The organism is Gardnerella pickettii (genome assembly GCF_029226345.1).
In the GTDB taxonomy this organism is placed as follows: domain Bacteria; phylum Actinomycetota; class Actinomycetes; order Actinomycetales; family Bifidobacteriaceae; genus Bifidobacterium; species Bifidobacterium piotii.
The window spans coordinates 375,267-394,893 of sequence record NZ_JAKNCU010000001.1 but is presented as its reverse complement, the minus strand read 5'-3'; the positions used below and the strand labels follow the sequence as shown (position 1 = coordinate 394,893).

The following is a 19,627-nucleotide window of genomic DNA, read 5'->3' as shown; positions in this document are numbered from 1 at the left end:
CGACCCGGGTCGCAAAGCCCCAATAGCTAAGCGTGAACCGGAACCTTCGCCATTCTAGTCACTACCCTCGACTCGCTTAGTTATTCTTACCATCTTCGCGCTTTCGCCTATGCTTAGCAGCGAAGCTAGCAAAACCAACAGATGCCAACAAGCTTGCGATTAACGCAGATTGCGAAGCATCAACACCCGTTTGAGGAAGCAAATCGCCCTTAACTCCCGTCTTTTGCTTATCTTGCAAAGGAACAACAGGAACAGGAGCTGGCGCAGGCTCATACGCTGGAACAACATAATCCGAAGGAACCGTTGAATAATCAGGCTCAGGCGTTGGCTCAGGCTTTGCCGAATCCACTATGTCAATATACACAACAATCTCCGCACGACGCCCATACTGGTCAACAGTTGTAAACTTAACTTCCACTTTAGGCTTGCCGTCTACAATCTTAGGCGTGCCAGAAATCTTGCAAGTAGTGCCATTGCAAGAAGGAAGAAGACCATTAGAGCCAATGCCATCCGGAATGAAATTGTTTATTGTAAAGTCGGTATTATCTACTTTAACAGTCGCATTCCCACTCGAATTCTCCGTTAAGTTTGTAAGCGTAAACGTTGCAGGAATACCCGAAACCGCAGAACTTCTAAACTCAAACCTCATAGGCTTCATAAGCTCAAAGTTTGCAGTAATCGTAGTTTCGCGCGTTGGCTGTGGCTCAGGCATCGAAATCTCTGGATTTACTCCAGCATTGCGCAAAACCTGCTTCAAAGCTTCCAAACTAGACTTCTTGGAGCTGCGAATTATCTTTGCAACAAATGGCTTATCTGCTTCATCAGCAAGCTCAGCGAGCACCTCTCGCTGTTCATCACTGACATCACTCTTATTAGTTTCCTCATAATTAGCAAATGTCAAGTCTATTCCAGCTTCTTGCATCAAATTCTTCAAAGATTCTATTGAAGAATGCTTGGAATTGGAAATTTGCTTGGCAAGCCATGGTTTTACAGCTTCCTTAGCAATTTTTGCAAGCAAAGCTTTTTCATTAACTTGTTCAATGATTTTGTCAACATCAATGCCATTTTGAACAAGCTTATCATTAATCTCTTGTAAGGAATCATGAGACTGACGAATTTCAGAAGCTAGATTATTGTTACCCTCACTTTCTGCAATCTGAGCTAATTCTTCGCGCTTAGCATTGTAGATTTGCTCAGCGTGTTGCTTTCGCGCTTCGTTCAGAAGATTTTGCAAAGCAGCAGGCGTAGAGTTATGCGAATCACTAATCAGCTTTGCTGCATATGGCATACCATACATAATCGCCATTCGATACAGAGCTTCGCGCTCTTCTTCTGTAGCCTTGCGCTTATCTACTGGAGCCGCTGGAGTCTCAGACGTGATAGAAGTCCAATCCTTGAACACGTAGCCATTAGCTGCAAGCACATCTGGAACTGGCATGTGCAAATCCTTAGCGCCTTTACGCACCCAGTATGTGAACACAGGAGACTTCATTTCTCCGCCACTACCAGCTACATACGTCACCTTTCTATAGTTCTTTTCTATGAACTTTGCTTCCGCAGTGCCTTTAGCTGGCAAATCGTTATCTGCAATCACATTAGGCAAAACGTACACACGCACAGGCAACTTAGTTGTAACAGTTTTTTGCTTTCCTGTAGTCTTATCAATTTCATCAGTAGGCTTAGTTACATTCACCATAATTGTTGAAATTCCAGGCTTCGAAACATCAACAGTAGAGCTATCATCTATAGATACACTCACTCTAGGGTCAGTGTTATGTACGAGCTTATTAGCGTTTGGAATACCCTCACCCACAGCAATAACTGTCTCTGGAATCTTCACATCGTCAACGCCATTTTGCTCAGCAACAAAGATGCGCGGCTTACTAATATCCCAATTGTCATGTAAGAGTATGTTCGATTTAACGCCTTTTGCATCAAACATTTGCCACTTTGTAAAACCAGAAAGTTCTGCAGCAGTATCGCTTGCAACTTTTTGAGCAAACTTAATGTTATCTTCTTTATCTTTTCCGTGACGAATATACAGCAGTTTTGGCTTATGCGAACCATCGGCCCACGTTCTACCAAATCCTGGCATAAAGATGGTTGCAACATATCCATCTGGAATCTCGTCTTGCTTGGAAGCGTCGATAACGTTTGGCGTTTTATTATACACTGCCGTAAAAGTAGTGTTTTTATCAAACTTCATACCAGCAATTTCAGCACTAGAATATAGCTTAATTTTTGGCGGATTCGACACAGTAGTAGGTGTTGGAGCCGCAGAAGCAAACAGTGTTACAACAGGAACTACTGGTGCAGCAGCATTTGTGCCATCCGTAGCATTTGGCGTATTAGCCGAATTTGCTACAGATGCAGCATTTTCACGCATCTCCCAGCCTTGGAACTCGTAATGGTATCCATTTGCATCGTAATCTTTGCCAATAACCTGCGGTGCTCGAACACCACTAGCAGATTGCTTATACGCGTAGTACAACTTGCGCGAACCTTGAGCAAATTCACCCTTGCCATTTGGTGACTCACTATCATTCTGAGCATTCTCAAATTTGACTTGAACGTAATATTTTGGATCAAGAACTTTATTACGTTCAGCATTAACACCAGTTTGCGCTTCAGGATGTTTAGTATCTTCCTTCGGCAAGCTGTCTGGGTACATCAACTGATAAAGCACCTTTAAGCGTCCTACAAGTCTATAAGTCTTGTAATCTGCTGCATCCTTATACTTAACTGTAACTTTCAAAGGAACAGTGTACAAAGCAGGCTTCTTAAGCATCTTCTGCTTTAACTTATTTTGTTCAGCTTCAGTTGGCAAATCATATTCGACTTTTATGTCTTCTATGCCATTATTCACAGCAGCATCTGCTTTGAGCTGAGACATATTAGTTATAAAATCGGTTAACTTTGGAAGCGTGTCAGGCTTATCTTGCACAGCGACCAAGTAATCAGTCTGCACTGCTGGCTCTGTCCAAGGAGTTTGATCTGCCACGAACTCTTGGAATGGTTTATCAACTTTCCAATTCGAAACATCATCTATAGGCGTTACTTCTTCTTTGCCATTAATCATGCTGCTTCGATTCCAAGTTCCCTTAGCATTGGTTAGGTTCTCTTGAAGCCTTGTCAACGCACTAGTCTGGTCGCTAGCACTGTACGGAATATGCGAAAGATCAGTACCCTTCTTTACGTAGAACACCTTAGGGCCGTCTGTGCCGTCCTTCCACTTTCGTCCTGGAGCAGGCTTGAAGATTGCAACTACAGAATCTTCTGGAACTGTTCCATTGTCGGACGAGCTGGAGAAGTAGTCGATTCGCTTGTAAACAGCGGTGTAAGTAACATCCTTACTAAACGTGTCTGTTTTGTAGCGATCTTCAGACTTAATATCGTAATTAGTTATATTTGCAGGATCGGTTTCAGTGCCAGTAGTCCAACCCTTAAACACGTAGTGATAATGATCGTCCTCGTATTCCTTACCAAAGGCTTGCGGCACGCGAACAGAAATATCCTTCTTACCCTTATACACGTATGCAACAAGCGAAGGACTATTCGCGCTAGTCTCGCCGTCATGACCAAGAATCCTACCCTGCTGTAAATCACCAGTAAAAGTGACTTTAACATATTCGTTATTCTCTACATGGCTCTTGCCGTAGTCGCTAGTCTTAAACTTATCCCACTCGCTTGCGTACACCAAATCTGGAAGCACGCGGTACAGCACTTCAGTTTCAGCAGTGTTATTGCCAAGATGCACTTGCACTTTAATCTTGTGCAAGCCTGGAGTGTTGTCAAACTTTTCACCATCAGCAAAGCTGAACTTAGCACCATCTGGATAATCACCAGCATTCGTTATAAGCTTCTTAGCATCATCACTATTTGCAATACTAATATTCTCAGTTGGCTTAAGCACTTGCGGAGCTGCAGCAACAGGAGCTTTTAGCTTGAATTTAGCAGTGTAAATTACCTCAGGACTGTTCTGCTCTTCAGAGCGAATCGGCAAGCGACTTACGCCATCAGCATACTGAAGCTTCGTAGAGCCAGCATCATACGAACCGATTTGCGAAGTCCAGCCATCAAACTCATAGCCTTGCTTCGCTTTTACTGTTGGAAGCGGCATCTGGTATGCCTTCGTGCCCTTAATTGCGTCGTACACAAGAGCAGAGTCGTCAGCTACATCCTTGTTCTGCCAGTCAACAACGCTGCCCATAGAGCTTTGGTTATCAGCCACTTTAAACACGTAGCGCGTGTAGTAATCCGGGCGAGCTTGCTTATCGTCATTGCGTTTAAGCACGCGAACGTCTTTATATTTGAAGGTGACTTTATATTCTTTAGTCTGCTTGCCTTCGCTATCAGTAGTATAAATAATATCCTGCTGCGTATTTTCCGGCATAAAGCCTTCAATCGGCTTGTAGAACGCTACGTCATACTTTCTGTTTACAGAGCTGACTTCGCTTTCTGGAAGAAGCTCCTTACCGTTTTGATCAATATACTTTACCTTATACTTGCGCGTATTGTACGTTTGGTAAATAAACTCGCCAGTATTCTGACTCTCATCACTCGAAGCTTCAAAGCTCGTGAAATGCTTATCTGGGAAGTGCGTTTCGTCACTGTAGACTGCTTCCGCATTGTAGCGCAAATGCTCGCGCAAGCCTGAAACCGTTTGAGTAGAAACGTGATCCACCATTGCGGCTTTGGCTGTATCATCAATAGCATTCTTATAGTCAGCAAACGTTACGCCTGGCTTTAAGAATATGTGCTTAAAAGTACCGTTGTAGCGAGTATCCTTAACCCACACTGCATCAAGCTTTATATCTTCTACTACTTTGTTTCCAAAAGCGTACGGCAAAGTCGTGCCGTTCTTTTTAATCTCCCAGCCGTAAAAGTCGTAGCCCTTGCGCGTTGGGGTGCTTATTTTCTTTTCGTCAATAACATGGTAGCGAGGGAACTTCTTTTCCGTAACTACGTCAGAGCCACTTATTTCATTGCCGTTGTCGTCGGTTTTCGGCATATGGTAGTCAAACGTTACAGTGTGCTGAATATCAGTTGGAAGACCCCACGCAGCGTAAAGCTTAATGCCGTTAACTGGCACTGTAATATCTTTGTTTTCGCCATTTATAAACTGAGTGCCAGCCTGATCAACAGCCCAGCCCTTAAACACATAGTCTTCTGGCAAATCAGCAGGGCGAACGATGGAGTAAGTTTTGCCGTTAAGTGTGAAAGTGTACTTGCCGTCGAACTGCTTAGACGTATTACCGGCATCGTCTTTAGTTACAGAAGCATCGTAAGACTTATCGTTTCCGTATAGCTCTTTGTCTTCGCCCGTCAAATCTTTTTTGCCGCGCTTAGTCAAGCTATACTCGAACGGCAGGCTCTCTGTAGCAGCACTACCGTTTGTAGTTATAGCCTTGCCATCCGCATTATAAAACTGCACATCGTACGACTTGCGGTTGTACCTAAATTCAAGTAGTTTGTTAGTTTCAAATTCAGTTGCATCACCAGAATAATCTTCTTGTTCATCTACTGGAACGCCCCTATACTTTCGAAATGCTAAATGATACTTTTTAGCAAAAGCATTCTTCTCATCATCACTTAAATCATCCCAATTCCCATGACCATGAGATTCGTTATACCACTCTTCCCGATTATCTTCAAACTCGAATGAATCTAACGAATCACCAACATTTTTCTTATCATAACCATCAGCAGGATTAAAACCTGCAATAGATGGAGCTGTATATTTATAGCTATCGTTGGAAGTATCATCTTTGCTATATGAATCAGTTGAAAGCTCATAATCATTGTCGTCTATATCATCGCCACCGTTTTTAGCAGACGCAATACTTTGCTTCCTAATAATCACCTGTATAGGAGTACTTTTACTGCTGGTATCAGCTGTAAGCAGACGCTGATTATCTTTTAGCTCGTATGTATTATTTGGAGCATTATCAGGGTCATTGCTAATTCTAGGTGCTATGCCAGCACCATTCTTAAGATCAACACGCAAACTAGGGTCAGCGAATTCTTTTTTAGTAAAACGATACGGAGGAGTGTCACGATAGCAACGTCTATCATCTCCTGCATATCCAAGTGTCCAACCTAAAGAGCCTGTGTTTTCTTTATTAAAATCTAATTCATTTACATCAGGCCAAATATCAGTAAGCCTTTGACCGTAACGAACATTTACGCGGTAACCTTTATGGTTAATTGCATTACTGCTGTCATCTTCGTTTTTGTCATCATACTCATCTGAGCAATTGCCGCCGCCAGCATAGCAATAAATAGTTGTTTTGCCGTTTTCGTCTTTTCTTTTTATAGCAGCATTGTTTAAGCTATCATTTTTTATACCAGCAGGCTTAGCAAAAATAAGCTCGTAAGTATTGCGGTCGTAAACTAAGTTAAGAGTGTTATTTAAGTCGTTCGCGCAAAGCTGCGATTTACTGCGTTTGCCTAAATCTGGTCGGTCAGGCACAAGATCATATTCAGCACTGTTAAGCTTTTTAGTAAGATCCTTATTCACGTGGAAGTAGCGCGTGAATATGTCCTTACCATTGTTTGTAGCAGCACCAGGATCCTCAGTATTGTACCCGTCTAAGTTTGTTACAGGCGTATCGTTCATCCAGTTGAACTTTGAAATTAAGCCAGTCTTATGGTCAGAATCTTTTCCCTGCAGCTCTTCTTTAGTTAAGCCAAGCTCTGGGGCACTTACATAATCATCCGCGCTTGTTCCATTAAGAGCATTAGCGTCCTTAATAACGCCGGCATCATCCATTTTATTAAGCGCAACTTCACTGTCTGTCTTCACGTTCTTGCGCTCAACAAGACCAACAAAGTCGTAGTTTGCAAGCGAATTCGGATGCTCTTTATCTACCAAATCCGCTTTTTGCACCCACACATTCACGCGGTAGCTGGTAGTATTGTTCGCTTCCCAATTAGCGCGGAATTGCACATTGTGATCCGGCATCTTGTAGTCATCAAGAGAAACAATAGTATTCTCATCATAAAGCGGATCACTCTCTTTGCTAGGATCTACTAAAGACCATCCTTTAAAAGTGTAACCGCGCCTAGTTGGTTTCGTAACTTGTGGCACATCTTGCTGGTAATACACTTTTTGAGCAGTAACATCCGTGCCGCCAGCAGAATCGTAAGTAACTTCATACGCTTTACGGTAGTAGCGAAGGTTCAAAACAAGCTTGTCGCTTTCATCTTCAGAATCCGAAAGCGGCGAGCTAATAAGATTATGCTCCGGTTCGTAGCCTGGGATGTACGTTGAAACAGCTGTTACATCCGAGCCAACTGTGCCAGTAATCTCTGTAACGTGAATATTCTCAGTACTGCCATCCTTATGCTTTACAGTAATTACTTTACCTATATCCAAATTCGGAGCATCGTGGAACTCATCCTTATGATCGAGATCTTGCACCAAGTGACGCACATAGTACTTAGCTGTTTTAGGAGCGTAGTTGATGTTCAACTCGCCGTAATACTGAATGCCGTCTTCTGCTGGCATCTGCGTAGAGGATGAAGATTGCGGATTTGTAGTTGTTTGAGATGATGAGGCTTGCGGAGCTTGAGCGCCGTTATTTCCCCCAACAACCTGCCTTTTCTTTACAGCGTATTCTTTAATAAGATTTTTGTCTAGACGCAAGTAGCGAACAGCGTCCGCATTAGTACCGTCGTCAATAACGAACTCGTTTTTATCGTTTTTAATGTAGTACTGGTATGTGCCTGAATGATATACAGATGGGCGGTATCCAGCAGACTTTGGAAGCTCAATATATTCGTACTTGCCATCTTTGCCAAGATTATCGAAGCCGGCTTTGTCAATCGTAAGCTCGTACGGCTGCACAAGCTGCTTATTCGCAGCACCGCCAATCGTATAGCGAATTTGCAAATTGTATGTAGCTTTTGGCTTTTTGTCAGTTTGTACCTGTTCGTTGGCTTGCTCTGTGGTTTTAGCAGTTGGATTCTGTTCATTCGGCTTAATTACCTGGCTGTTTGCATTCGAATTATTATTAGAGCCATTCGCGCCTTCACCGCTTCTATCTGTTACAGCACCATTTGCACTGCCTTCTGCAACTTGCTTTTTTGCACTAGGCTTTTCTGTACTTGGGTTCGTTGTATTCCCAGCATCAGCGCTAGAACCTGCATCTGCAGGAGTTACACTACTCACCTTGTTGGAATCTTCAGCATTTTGATTAGTATCTCTACGCTTACGCACTCTTGGCGTAGTGGAATCATTCTTCGCCTTTGCGGCAGGCTGCGCACTTTCAGTGCTTGCAGACTGTTCGGATGCAGGTTGTGCGTTTTGCGCATTTTCAGGCTGTTCGTTTTCTGTGCTTGCAGGCTGCGCTGACTTTTGATCTGGCTCAGTCTTTGCATCAGAATTCGTCTTTGTTTCCGAATCTGTCTTTGCAGCAGGCTCAGAATTTGCAGGCTCCGTCTTCGATTCAGTCGCTGGATTTACAACTTCTGTTTTTGCAGGAGCTGCATTTTTTGGCTCCGACTTTGTTGACTCTGTCTTCGAAGCAGTAGTCTCAACTGGTTTTGCTTCTGCTGATTGCTCTTTCTTAGCCGCTTTACTATCTGGCTTTGCTACCTTTTGATTATTTTGCGCACTCTTAGTCTCAGACTGAACCTCAGTTGTAGTCTTGATTCGCTTGTTGCTTGATTCAGCTCTAACATCATTGCTGTTGTTATTGCTTTCATCAACAGTGCCATCGATATCGCCATTACCAGTCTCAGAAGCAGCCTCAGAACCAGCCACAGAACGCTCGCCAGAATCCTTAACGCCCACAGAAGAATCTCCAGCAGCCGCTTCCTGATTATCAACGCCTTCCGCGCTAGCATTAGAATCTACATTAGAATCAGCATGTTTAACTAATTCTTTAACAGAACTAACCATCTGGCGCTTAGCAAGCTCAGAAGTAGCGCCCGTGTTAAACAATCCATTCTTATATAAGCCGTTTCCATTGCCCTTGCCAGCACCCTTGCCAGAAGTCTTAGCAGCACTCTTTACATAAGACGAATCAAAAGAATCAGCGTTAAGAGGAGTCTTAGCTAAAGCCGTTGCACCAGGCAGCAACATAGACAGCGTAGATGCTAAAGCTACAGCAGCAACGCCGATGCGACCAGAAGCATTATTCGCATTCTGCGAAGAAACATTCTTTAAGCTACTAGCGCCTTTATTTTTAGCGCTTTTATGCTTAACTTGCTTGCTGCTCGAATTAACCTTGCTAGCAACGTCTTTTGCTTTATCCACTGAAACTCCCAACTCGTAATACTTAACCTTTGCATTCTATCAGATAGCACGGATACCCCCCCCCCCATAAATCTTTTTGTTTCAATAATTTTTGCTCGAATCGACTTGCATGAGCGCTTAGAGCGTAGCGCGCGAATGCACTTCGATTCGCTGAGCCGCTTAAGGCAGAAGCACTGCTTCTGCGCGGCGAAGACGTTCGCGCGCTTAGACCGCGCGAACGACACGACCTGCTTTTACGCTTTTTGTACGTGATTTAAGTCAAACATGGTACAAAGTGCGCGGGCGCGACGACCTGCCTTTTCGCTTAAAGCGTAGCGCGCTAACGACATGATCTGCTATTCCGCTTTTTGTTGCTCAACACGCTGATTAGAGCTACAAAGTGCGGAGTTATGTAGTGCGTTTGTATTAAAAAACACGGAAATTCGGTACAAACGCACTACAGTTTTGTGTGCAAAAATAACAAAAGCCGCGCAAGTCAATAAAATCTTGACTTACACGGCTTAAAAAATCTTAGAAAATCTTAAGCAAAAATTCTAAGCAAAACCTTACTCGGCAGCAGGAGCTTCGGCTGCAGGAGCAGCAGCATCGGCAGCAGGAGCGGCAGCTGGCTCTTCTGTAGCAGCATCTTCTGGAACGGTGACGCTAACAACAGACTCTTCGCCATCCATATCGAGCACAACGCCCTCAGGAAGCTTAACGTCTTTAGCAAACACCTTGGCGCCATCGGTTAAGCCGTCAACGTTAACCACCAAGCGCTCTGGCAAGTTGGAAACGTCTGCGCGAACCTTGAGTTCCTGAACGTCTACGAATGCAACAGCAGCACCCTTTGGAGTGCCTTCAACAAACACTGGCACCTCAACGTCAATCTTTTCGCCAGCCTTAACTTCGTAGAAGTCAATGTGCTCAACAATGCGCTTAACAGGGTTGCGCTGAACATCCTTAACAACTGCGATTCGCGATTCCTTGCCAAACTTAATAGTGAACAAAGCGTTTGCGTGACGAAGCGAAAGAGTGGTCTCCCTCATTGGAAGAGTTACGTGTACAGGCTCAGCACCGCCAGCGTAAATGCTTGCTGGAATCAAATTGGCAACACGCAAACGGCGAGCAACGCCCTTACCGAACTCATTGCGCACATTGCCTTCAAGTGTAATCTTTGTAGCCATATCGGTCTCCTTAATTATCTGGATAGATTGATTAATCCAGCTTCAGGCGCACCGACGCGCCGAAAACCATATTGGCATCAGCCCAGTCGATAACGGAACTTACACAACAATCGCAGTGTTATTCCCTCGCCAAAGCAACTTGTCTAGTCTACAAAAACACTTTGACATGCGCTTATTCAAAAAATATCAACACAGAATCAAGGCAATATCAAGGCAAAAAGTGACTTGAGCTATACAAGCTATTATCATATATAAAAGAAGTAAGCGCGCATTAAATTGTGTGCTTAAAAACAAGCTGATTTTGTGACTCAAGTTGTAACACAAATTACATGTTGCAACACAAATTTATGACTCAAGATTAGCGCAATTAAGGAGCAGACGTGTCCGTGCTAAACACACTCCAGAAGCAAGCTTTCAACCTTGCCCGCAAGGCCTTGCAAATCGGCAGCAACTTCGCGCATCCAGTTAGCGACGATCGCTCGGGAAGCCAAGACTACCCGCAAGTCGAAGAAAAACAAGAAGCAGCAAACACGCTACTTGCGCAAAAATCGCGTCTGCCTCGCGTAGAAGAGTGGGGCGCAGAAATGCCAACCACAACGTTCCTAGACCCACAAACCGGCTTGTTGACTACAAAAACCGAGGGAAGCGCTCCGATAGATGAAGGCACAAGCATCTACGACTTGTATGCAGATAGAGCCGCCCGAATGGGAGACGATCCGCTTTACACGTACAAAGAAAACGACGAATGGGTTACAAAAACAGCAAATCAGTTCCTTAAAGAAGTGCGAGATGCCGCAAAAGGCTTAATGCACTACGGTTTGCGCAAGGGCGATGCTGTTGCGTTAATGTGCAAAACCTCGTACGAGTGGGATATTGCGGACGCTGCAGTTATGGCTTGCGGAGGCGTGCTTGCTACGATTTACGACACTGATTCTGCCGAGCAAATTCGCAACATTGTAAACAACTCCGATTCGCGCTTTTTGATTGTTGGAACAACCGACATGAAGGAGAAGGCAGATGGCGCAATCGAAGAGTGCCCAAGCCTTGAGCGCATTATTTGCATAGAAACAGGCGGATTGGCGGAACTTCAAGCTTTTGGATACGCTGTTAGCGACGAAGAGCTGGACGAGCGCATTGACTCGGTTAAAAAAACCGACTTGTGCTCAATCGTGTACACTTCTGGCTCTACGGCTGCGCCAAAAGGCGTGGAAATGACGCATGAGCATTATTGCACAACGGCGTTAAACTTGCCGATTTATTTGCCAGACTTGCTTAGCGAGCCTGATGGATCTGTGCTGTTGTTCTTGCCTCAAGCACATTCGTTTGCGCGAGCAATCAACTATATTGTTGTTGCTAGCACGCTTAGAATCTACATTGCACAAGGCATTACAACGCTTATATCCGATCTTCAAGTTGCAAAACCAACCGTTATGATTGTTGTTCCGCGTGTGCTCGAAAAAGTGTACAATGCGGCTTCGCAAAAGGCAGGTCACGGCGCTAAGGGTCTTGCTTTCCAGGGTGCTGTTGTTACGGCTCAGCAATACATGAAGGAAGTACAAGATTATGGAGATGCTAAGGCGCTAACAAAGGCTCGCCGCGCTGCTTACGATCCGCTAGTTTACCGCCCGATTCGCCAAGCGCTTGGCGGACGCGCGCGCTGGATTGTTGCTGGCGGTGCGCCGCTTGACCCAGAGCTGCTAGCGTTCTTCCGCGGCGCAGGCGTGCCAGTTTACGAGGGCTACGGTCTTACGGAAACCACTGCCCCATGCGCATTTACACCTATTGGCGTTCCATTCCGCGAAGGCTCCGTTGGCATTGCTTTCCCAGCTTTCACTTTGCGAATTGCTAAAGATGGCGAAGTGCAAATTAAGGGCACTTGCGTGTTTAAGAAATATCACAAGAACGAAGAGGCCACCGAAACTTCGTTTACAGAAGACGGATGGTATGCTACTGGCGATTTGGGCAGAATTGACGACGATGGCATGATTTACATTACTGGTCGCAAGAAGGACTTAATTATTACTGCTGGCGGCAAGAATGTGGCTCCTGGCCCTATTGAAGAAGTGATTAAGCGTTGCGATCTTGTGTCTCAAGCGCTTGTTCTTGGTGATAAGAGGCCATTTATATCTGCTCTTGTTACTTTAGACGAGGAGATTTTGCGCAACTGGCTTAAGACCAAGGGCTTGGACGAGACTATGAGCATGGAAGATGCCGCAAATAACGCGGTTGTGCGTGCGGAAGTCCAAAAGTTTGTGGATATTGCAAATGAGGGCGTATCGCGCGCAGAGTCTGTGCGAAAGTTCATTATTTTGCCAGAAGAATTTACTCAAGAAAACGGCTTGATGACGGCTTCTATGAAGATTATTCGCCCTCGAGTTATTAACCGATACGCTAATTTGCTTAACACGCAAATGTACACGATTCGCAAGAAGTAGCGCTGATTAAAGCGTGGCATTAATCGCCAGCAAACCTACTTGCGATTTACGCGCGAACTACTCAAAACCGCGGTTGACTGGTTCTAACTGACTCGTCTTCCGCGGTTTTTCGTATCTACTATGCACAAAAATAAGGTTATGTCGCTCGCACATTCTCTTTATCTGTTGTTGCGCGAGGTTTGAGTATTTCTCTCCTCGCAGGCGCGACGACCTGCCTTCGAGCTTAGAGCGTAGCGCGAGAAGGCAATTCGGAGCGCTGAGCCGCTCAAATGTAAAGTCCAGTGGACTTTACATGCGGCGAAGACGTTCGTGCGCTTAGACCGCGCGAACGACATTCTCTGTTTACTGTTGCGCGAGGGCTGGGTGTTTCTTGTCTCACAACGCTCCGCCTCTTGTGTGTTACTTGTTGTTGCGGTTGTTCCGATTTGGCTTTGATTTTGTTTTTGGGTTGAAGTTTGTTTGTAGTGGTGACTCATTGTATTATTTGGTATCGGCTGCCGCTCTTATACTGTTCGACCAAGAATCACCCAGCCCTCTTACGTGCTTGAACTTTTTCGTAGCTTTCATCACCGAGATTCTCGATTTTTCTTGCTCTCTCGGCGAGTCACCACCTTCGGCGCTGCGAATAGACTTGCATGAGCGCTTAAAGCGTAGCGTGCGAATGCACTTCGATTCGCTGAGCCGCTCAAAACAGAAGCACTGCTTCTGTGCGGCGAAGACGTTAGCGCGCTTAGACCGCGCTAACGATACGCCTCTTTCGCTGCGAAAAATCTCGAATCTCCACATAGTTTGGTGTAATCATGTGTACACTCTGAGCACTCATTTCTTCGCTTACGTTAATCCATAGGTATTTGATAAAATCGCATTGAAAACTTGATACCCCCCCCCGGTAGAAAATATGTTTTCCAAAACAAGACGAACGGCAAGAAATTGCTAAAAATCTTGTTCAAAAACACGAGAACTAACGATTTCCTATTATCAAACATGAGGAGAGGTTTTATGAATGCTAAAATCGCAGCAGCTATATCTTTAGGCGCAAGTTCACTGGCATTATTCGCAATGGCAAATGTGGCAAATGCCGATGTTGTAAATCAAAACTCAGATAATGCAAATGTTGAAATTAATGCTAATCATGAGAATCCTAATCCACAGGAAGCTAAAGCAAATGAACTCGCAAGAGAAGCTGAAAAGCTTGAGCTAGAAACCAAAACAGAAATAGACAAAGCCGATGAAACTGTTAAAAACGCAAATAGCAAGCTTGCAAAAGTAAATGAAAAAGTAGAAGACGCATCCAAAAAAGCAGCCGAAGCTATAGAAGCGAAAAATCAAGCAGAAAAAGATGCAGAGGATGCAAAGAAGCAAGATGCAGAAGCTAAAGAAAAAGTAGATGCAGCTCAAAAGAGAGTTGACGAAGCCGAAAAAAATAAAGAAAATGCACAATTAGTGGCAACTAACGCCGAGGATGCAAAGAAGCAAGCAGAAAACACTGAAGCACAAGCTATAGATGCAAAGAAGCAAGCAGAAACACAACTTGAACAAAATCAAAACGAACTACAAAATGCCCAAAAAACGGTAGATGAAGCAAAAACAAATCTGAATGAAGAAAACAAGAATCTAAACGCAGCTAAAGAAAATCTTGAAAAAGAAAAGTCATCTTATACTTCTTTAGTTAAAAGCGCAAAATCTCTTGAAGAAGCAAAGAAGCAAGCAGATAATGAGCTTAAAGACAAAGAAACAGAATTAAAAGAAAAACAAGCACAGTTAGAGCAACTTAAAAAGTCTGATTCTGCTTTAAGTAATGCGGATTTGGAAAAAGTAAAACAAATTGCTAAAGAGAAAGAATCCGTTTATAAGCAAGCTCAAGAAAAAGTAACAAAAATTAAAGAAACGCTTACTGCAAATACCCAGAAAATTAACAAAACAAGTGAAGAACTAGAATCTAAAGAAAAAGAACTAGAAAAAATCGGTGATTACAAAAAGCTAGTTGAATCTTACAAAAACTTAGACAATCTTAGAGGAAAAGCAGATGCAGCAGAAAAGGTCTACAATGCTGAAAGCAAAAATGATTCTAATACAGAGAATTCATTAGAGAAAAAGTCTGACTTCTACAAGTTCTTGCAATATGTGATTAACACTGAAAAAGCTAAGGAAAATAACAAGAACGAATCTCTTATTGCAGACGCTGAGCGCGCTCAGAAAATTCTTAAAGGCGAATCATATGTGATTCCAAGGCAAGATTTCAAAGATGAATCGTATAAAGAAGCACAAACAATAGAAGCTCCAACATGGTATGAAGATATTGTAAAACCTGGGCTTGGTAGAATTGGCAGCGCTGACTCTTTGCAAAACATGAAGGAAGCCACTGAGTATTACGATGCTTTAAACGAGTACAGAAGAAACGATAACAACGCGTTGCAAAATGTAAACGTGCGTTTAAGCTTGATTGCCGAAAGCATTGTGCATTCCTTCTACTCGGCTGCCATTAATAATCATGCAGTAAACCATGAAAAGTATGATAACGCTAGCGTTATGGACACTACACCGTACAAAACTGCAGAAAATCTTGCTTGGGGTGATTACGACGGCCATAAAAATGGTCGAATGAAATATTCAAATAACGATTGCAAAGTTCTAGATGACGGTAAAACTTCATGCTTAAAGCAAATTAAAACGCAAAGCACAGAACCTAAACCTACGGACAACAAGTGGAATGCCTTAGACGGCTGGTATACGATTGAAAAGAATCGCTATGAAGAAGCTAGAGATAAAGGAATCTTCTACACATTCAATGGCGATACAACGATTGAAAACAAACTTTCTGAAGCTGGCAAGCAATTCCTTAAGGACAATCAATATGATTTTGGAATGAAATTAAGCCAAAATCCAAACACAAGATTATTCGAAAAAAATGACGAAAATGGCAAGCTAACTAATTTATTTAGTCTTTCCGTAGGTCATTACACTACTTTTGCTAGAAAAGATATAACCGCTGGCGGTTTCGCAGAAGGCGATTTATATATTCAAGAAATTCCTAAGATTTCTGGCGGTAAACAAGAAACTGTTACAAAAAATGAAGATGTTGCCGTATGGCACGGAAGCAATGAATCTTCGATTAGTGTTTCCGAATACAAGAATCTTCTTAGTAATTATGAGAATAGTCTAAAGCAAGAAAAAGCTGATGAAATCGCATCTGAAAATACAGATGAAATCGCTATATTGCAAAAGTTGAATGCTGAAGCAAATAAAGCAAATGCAAATTTGTTTGAAGCTAAGTACAATCTTCGAAAAGTACAATACGATTTGAATGTGCCAGACAAAAAGAGCGCTAAGGGTCTAAAGGAACAAGAATTAGAACATGTAAAAGCCGAGAAAGAAAAAGCAAATAGTGAAGCTAAAAAATATGGCGACCCTAGCGCAAACTGGGGAAGCGAAGAAAATAAGACTATTGCAGAAGAGCTTGCTCAGCAGTGGCAAAAAAAGTACACGCATCTAGATGGAAAGGTTAAAACTCTTAGTAGCTCAATCGATGCTGCGAATGCAAAGAACTCAGCAAATAAAACTGTCTTGGATGCTTTTATAAATGCTGTATACGATTTTGATAGCGCTAAGAACAAGTTAAAAGAATCTCAAGAAGAATTTGCAAAGCTCACTATTGAAGCAGAGAAATACGAGAATGAGTATAAAGTTGCAAGAAAAAATGTAGAAGAAGCCGAGAAACAATCTCAGTTAACTGGTGAAGCAAAGCAAGCTAAAATCAGCGAGTTTGAAGAATCTGTAAGGAATCTCGAATCTGCTAAAGACGATTTGCAAATCAAAGCTAATGATGCTGCTACTAAATTTGCAGAAGCCAACGAGAAGGTCACGAAACAAGATGCAGCTGTTGGTAATGCCACACGGTTGCGTGATTCTGCTCGTAGTAAAGTTAGTGAAGCAGAGAAACAATTAAAACTTGCAAACAAAAATGTAGAAGAAGCTGAACAGAAAGTTGCGAAAGCTAAAAGCCAAGTTAACAAAGCACAGAAGCAAATTGAAGGTGCAAGACAACAAATTGATTCTGCTAACAGAAAAGTTATAGAAGCTAAAAGCCAAGTTAACAAAGCACAGAATGAAGTAGAAAAAGCTAAAGATGAAAAGCAAAAGGCTGATTCCAATAAGGAAAATACAGCTAAGCTAGTATCTGATGCTGCTGCTAAAACCGCTCAAGCGAAGCAAAAAGCTGATGAAGCAAAGTCTGCTATTGAGCAAGCACAACGCATTACAAAAGAAGCTCAAATCCAAGTTGAATCAGCAAAGCAAAAGGCGGAGAACGTTAAAATACAAGTTTTGCAAGCGAAGCAAAAAGTTGCTGAATTGCATGAGAAAGTTAAAACGCTTTTGGCTGGAGCGAAAAATAACGTAATTGAAAGATATAACGCTACTTTTGCTGCCGTAAATCAAAGCTTCAACGATCTTGAGAATATGTTTATTCTTCGTTTTAAGACGCTTAACACAGTGAAACAGTCTCTTAATGAATCTACTTTTACTTTAGATGAGTCGTTAAAGAAAGTGAATTCGCTGAATTGGACTTCAGAGAATGAAAATACTGCTGATGGTGGCAATAATGGTGGTAATAATGAATCTCCAACAGTGCCACAAGCAGATCCGTCTCATGATGCAAGTACGGATTCAGCGCTTGCTCCTACCCCATCTAAAGAAGTAGAATCAGGCAACGCTAATCAAAATACTGGTTCAACTAGTGAAACGCAAAATAACACTAGCAGCAGTACGAGCAACAATACGAGTTCTAGTGAATCCTTCGAGAACTACTACAACCAGTATCTTGCAGGATACGCAAACAACTTGTTCGGCGGAAAGCAACTTGGATTTAATGCAACGATTCCAGCTGCACAATCGCAGAGCGCAAACGATGCTAACGGTGCAAACGGAGCAAATGCTCAGAACGCTAATTCTGTTGCGGCGAATAATGTTGCAGGCGCAGCGCACGCTAACCGCATCGCAGCAGCGCTTGCAGCCGCTGGCGCTAAAGCTGCAGCCAAGGATCTTGCTAAAGCACAAGATGCTGCTAAGGATTCTGCTGCTAAGAGCGAGTCCGCAAAGAACGATGCAAAGGATTCCGCAAAGAGCGAATCTAAGAACGACTCCAAGAATGATTCCAAGAGCGAATCTAAGGATGATTCTAAGAACGCTCAGGAATCAGGCAACGCACAAAACGGAGCACAAAGCGCATCCAACAGCACTACGCTTAAGGTTGTTGCAGCTATAGCGGCTGTTGTTGCTGGAATCGCAGCAATCGGAGGCGGCACTTACTTCGCTCGCCATCGTCGCGCATAATCAAGACTAAATAAAAAAAAACCGCGGTTGACTGGTCTTATAATCGACTCGTCTTCCGCGGTTTTTTGTATCTATCATGTATAAAGATCAAATTTTGTGTAGTGCGTTTGTACCGAATTTCGCTGTTTTTTGATACAAACACACTACAAAAACACAAACCTGTAGTGCGTTTGTATGGCGACACGCCGTAAATCAGGTACAATTGCACTACAAGGCAGGTCGTGTCGTTCGCACGGATTAGCCGTGCGAACGTCTTCGCTTGCGTTGAAAGCACACCGTGCTTTCAACCTTAAGCAAGCTCAGCGAATCGAAGTGCATTCGCGCGCTACGCTCTAAGCGCGAATGCAGGTCGATTCGCTAGAAGCCCAAGCGCTCAAGCTTCTTAGGGTCGCTCTGCCACCCCTTTGCAACCTTTACGTGCAAATCGAGCACAGCTTTAGCGCCCGTAATACGATTCACCGCAGTACGCAAACGCTTCTTAACGCGCACAAGATGCTCCGCACCGCGCCCAATAATAATCGGCTTTTGCGAATCGCGCTCAACATACACCGACACAATCACATGCGCTTTGTTATCATTATATTGCGCATAGTCCTCATCTTCTGGTCGCACAATACTATCTACAACAACCGCCAGCGAATGGGGCAACTCGTCGTCAAGTTCCTCAAGAAAAGCCCCACGAATCAGCTCCGCAATCATGCTCGAAGGACTCTCTTCGCTAAGCTGATCGTCTGGATACATCTTCGGTCCTTCTGGAAGATTGTCAATCAAAACCTTCTTAACTTCGTCAACATTGTCGCGTTCTAGCGCGCTAACTGGCACAATATCTGTAAAATCAGCAAACTGTTGAATCTCAATCAAATGAGACACCAACTCATCACGGCTTAGCGTATCAATTTTTGTGACGATTCCAATAAGCGGAACCTTCCACACCCAATTTCCAGACGCGTCTCTTTTAGCAAAATCGGAGCGAAGTCGGCTTAAAATCCTGCGGTCTCCCGGCCCAATCTCTTGATCTGCTGGAAGCAAGAAAGCGATAGCATCAACATCTGCAAGCGACTCGTCTACAATATCGTTCAAGCGCTGACCTAGCAAAGTGCGCGGCCTGTGGATTCCTGGCGTATCAACTAACACCATTTGCGCGTTTGGAGTTGTTAAAATTCCGCGAATCGCCTTGCGCGTTGTTTCTGGTCGAGAAGACGCAATTGCGATTTGCGTTCCGATTAGCGCGTTCATAAGCGTTGATTTTCCAACGTTTGGCCTGCCTACTACAGCAACAAATCCCGATTTATAGCCGTTAAAATCAGGCACTTCTACGCTCGCTTTTAGAGAAGGATCTAAATTAGCAAACATTTCGTCATTCATATCGTCCATATAGTCATCGTCCATATCATTACTCATATCATCAACATCTTTCATATCATTCATAATTCAAC

5 protein-coding genes are annotated in these 19,627 nt (G+C 43.4%); 2 read left to right on the top strand and 3 right to left on the bottom strand.

Going from position 1 to position 19,627, the window contains the following annotated elements:
- Nucleotides 1–76 precede the first annotated feature (76 nt).
- Nucleotides 77–9,262: an InlB B-repeat-containing protein gene (locus MAF46_RS01475; RefSeq protein WP_275883735.1), complete on the bottom strand. Its 9,186-nt coding sequence runs from the start codon at nucleotides 9,260–9,262 to the stop codon at nucleotides 77–79.
- Between the two features lie 545 nt (nucleotides 9,263–9,807).
- On the bottom strand, nucleotides 9,808–10,425 hold the full coding sequence (locus MAF46_RS01470; protein WP_016840381.1) for a 50S ribosomal protein L25/general stress protein Ctc: 618 nt from the start codon (nucleotides 10,423–10,425) through the stop codon (nucleotides 9,808–9,810).
- A gap of 380 nt (nucleotides 10,426–10,805) precedes the next feature.
- Between MAF46_RS01470 and MAF46_RS01465 the strand changes: the two genes are divergently transcribed.
- Both MAF46_RS01465 and MAF46_RS01460 read left to right on the top strand, forming a co-directional pair.
- A complete protein-coding gene (locus tag MAF46_RS01465) occupies nucleotides 10,806–12,860 on the top strand; it encodes an AMP-dependent synthetase/ligase (protein WP_060785508.1) in 2,055 nt (684 codons plus the stop codon).
- A 999-nt stretch (nucleotides 12,861–13,859) separates the two neighbouring features.
- Nucleotides 13,860–18,191, top strand: a complete 4,332-nt coding sequence (locus tag MAF46_RS01460; protein WP_060785509.1) for a hypothetical protein — start codon at nucleotides 13,860–13,862, stop codon at nucleotides 18,189–18,191.
- A 357-nt stretch (nucleotides 18,192–18,548) separates the two neighbouring features.
- Here the strand turns inward: MAF46_RS01460 and era are convergent, their stop codons facing one another.
- Nucleotides 18,549–19,619, bottom strand: coding sequence for a GTPase Era (gene era, locus MAF46_RS01455; RefSeq protein ID WP_060785510.1), 1,071 nt, complete (start codon nucleotides 19,617–19,619; stop codon nucleotides 18,549–18,551).
- Between the last annotated feature and the right edge of the window lie 8 nt (nucleotides 19,620–19,627).

Bases quoted from the DNA above. Each gene is read 5' to 3' on its own strand.
- era (WP_060785510.1), bottom strand. From the start codon at position 19,619: ATGAATGATATGAAAGATGTTGATGATATGAGTAATGATATGGACGAT.
- MAF46_RS01460 (WP_060785509.1), top strand. From the start codon at position 13,860: ATGAATGCTAAAATCGCAGCAGCTATATCTTTAGGCGCAAGTTCACTG.
- MAF46_RS01470 (WP_016840381.1), bottom strand. From the start codon at position 10,425: ATGGCTACAAAGATTACACTTGAAGGCAATGTGCGCAATGAGTTCGGT.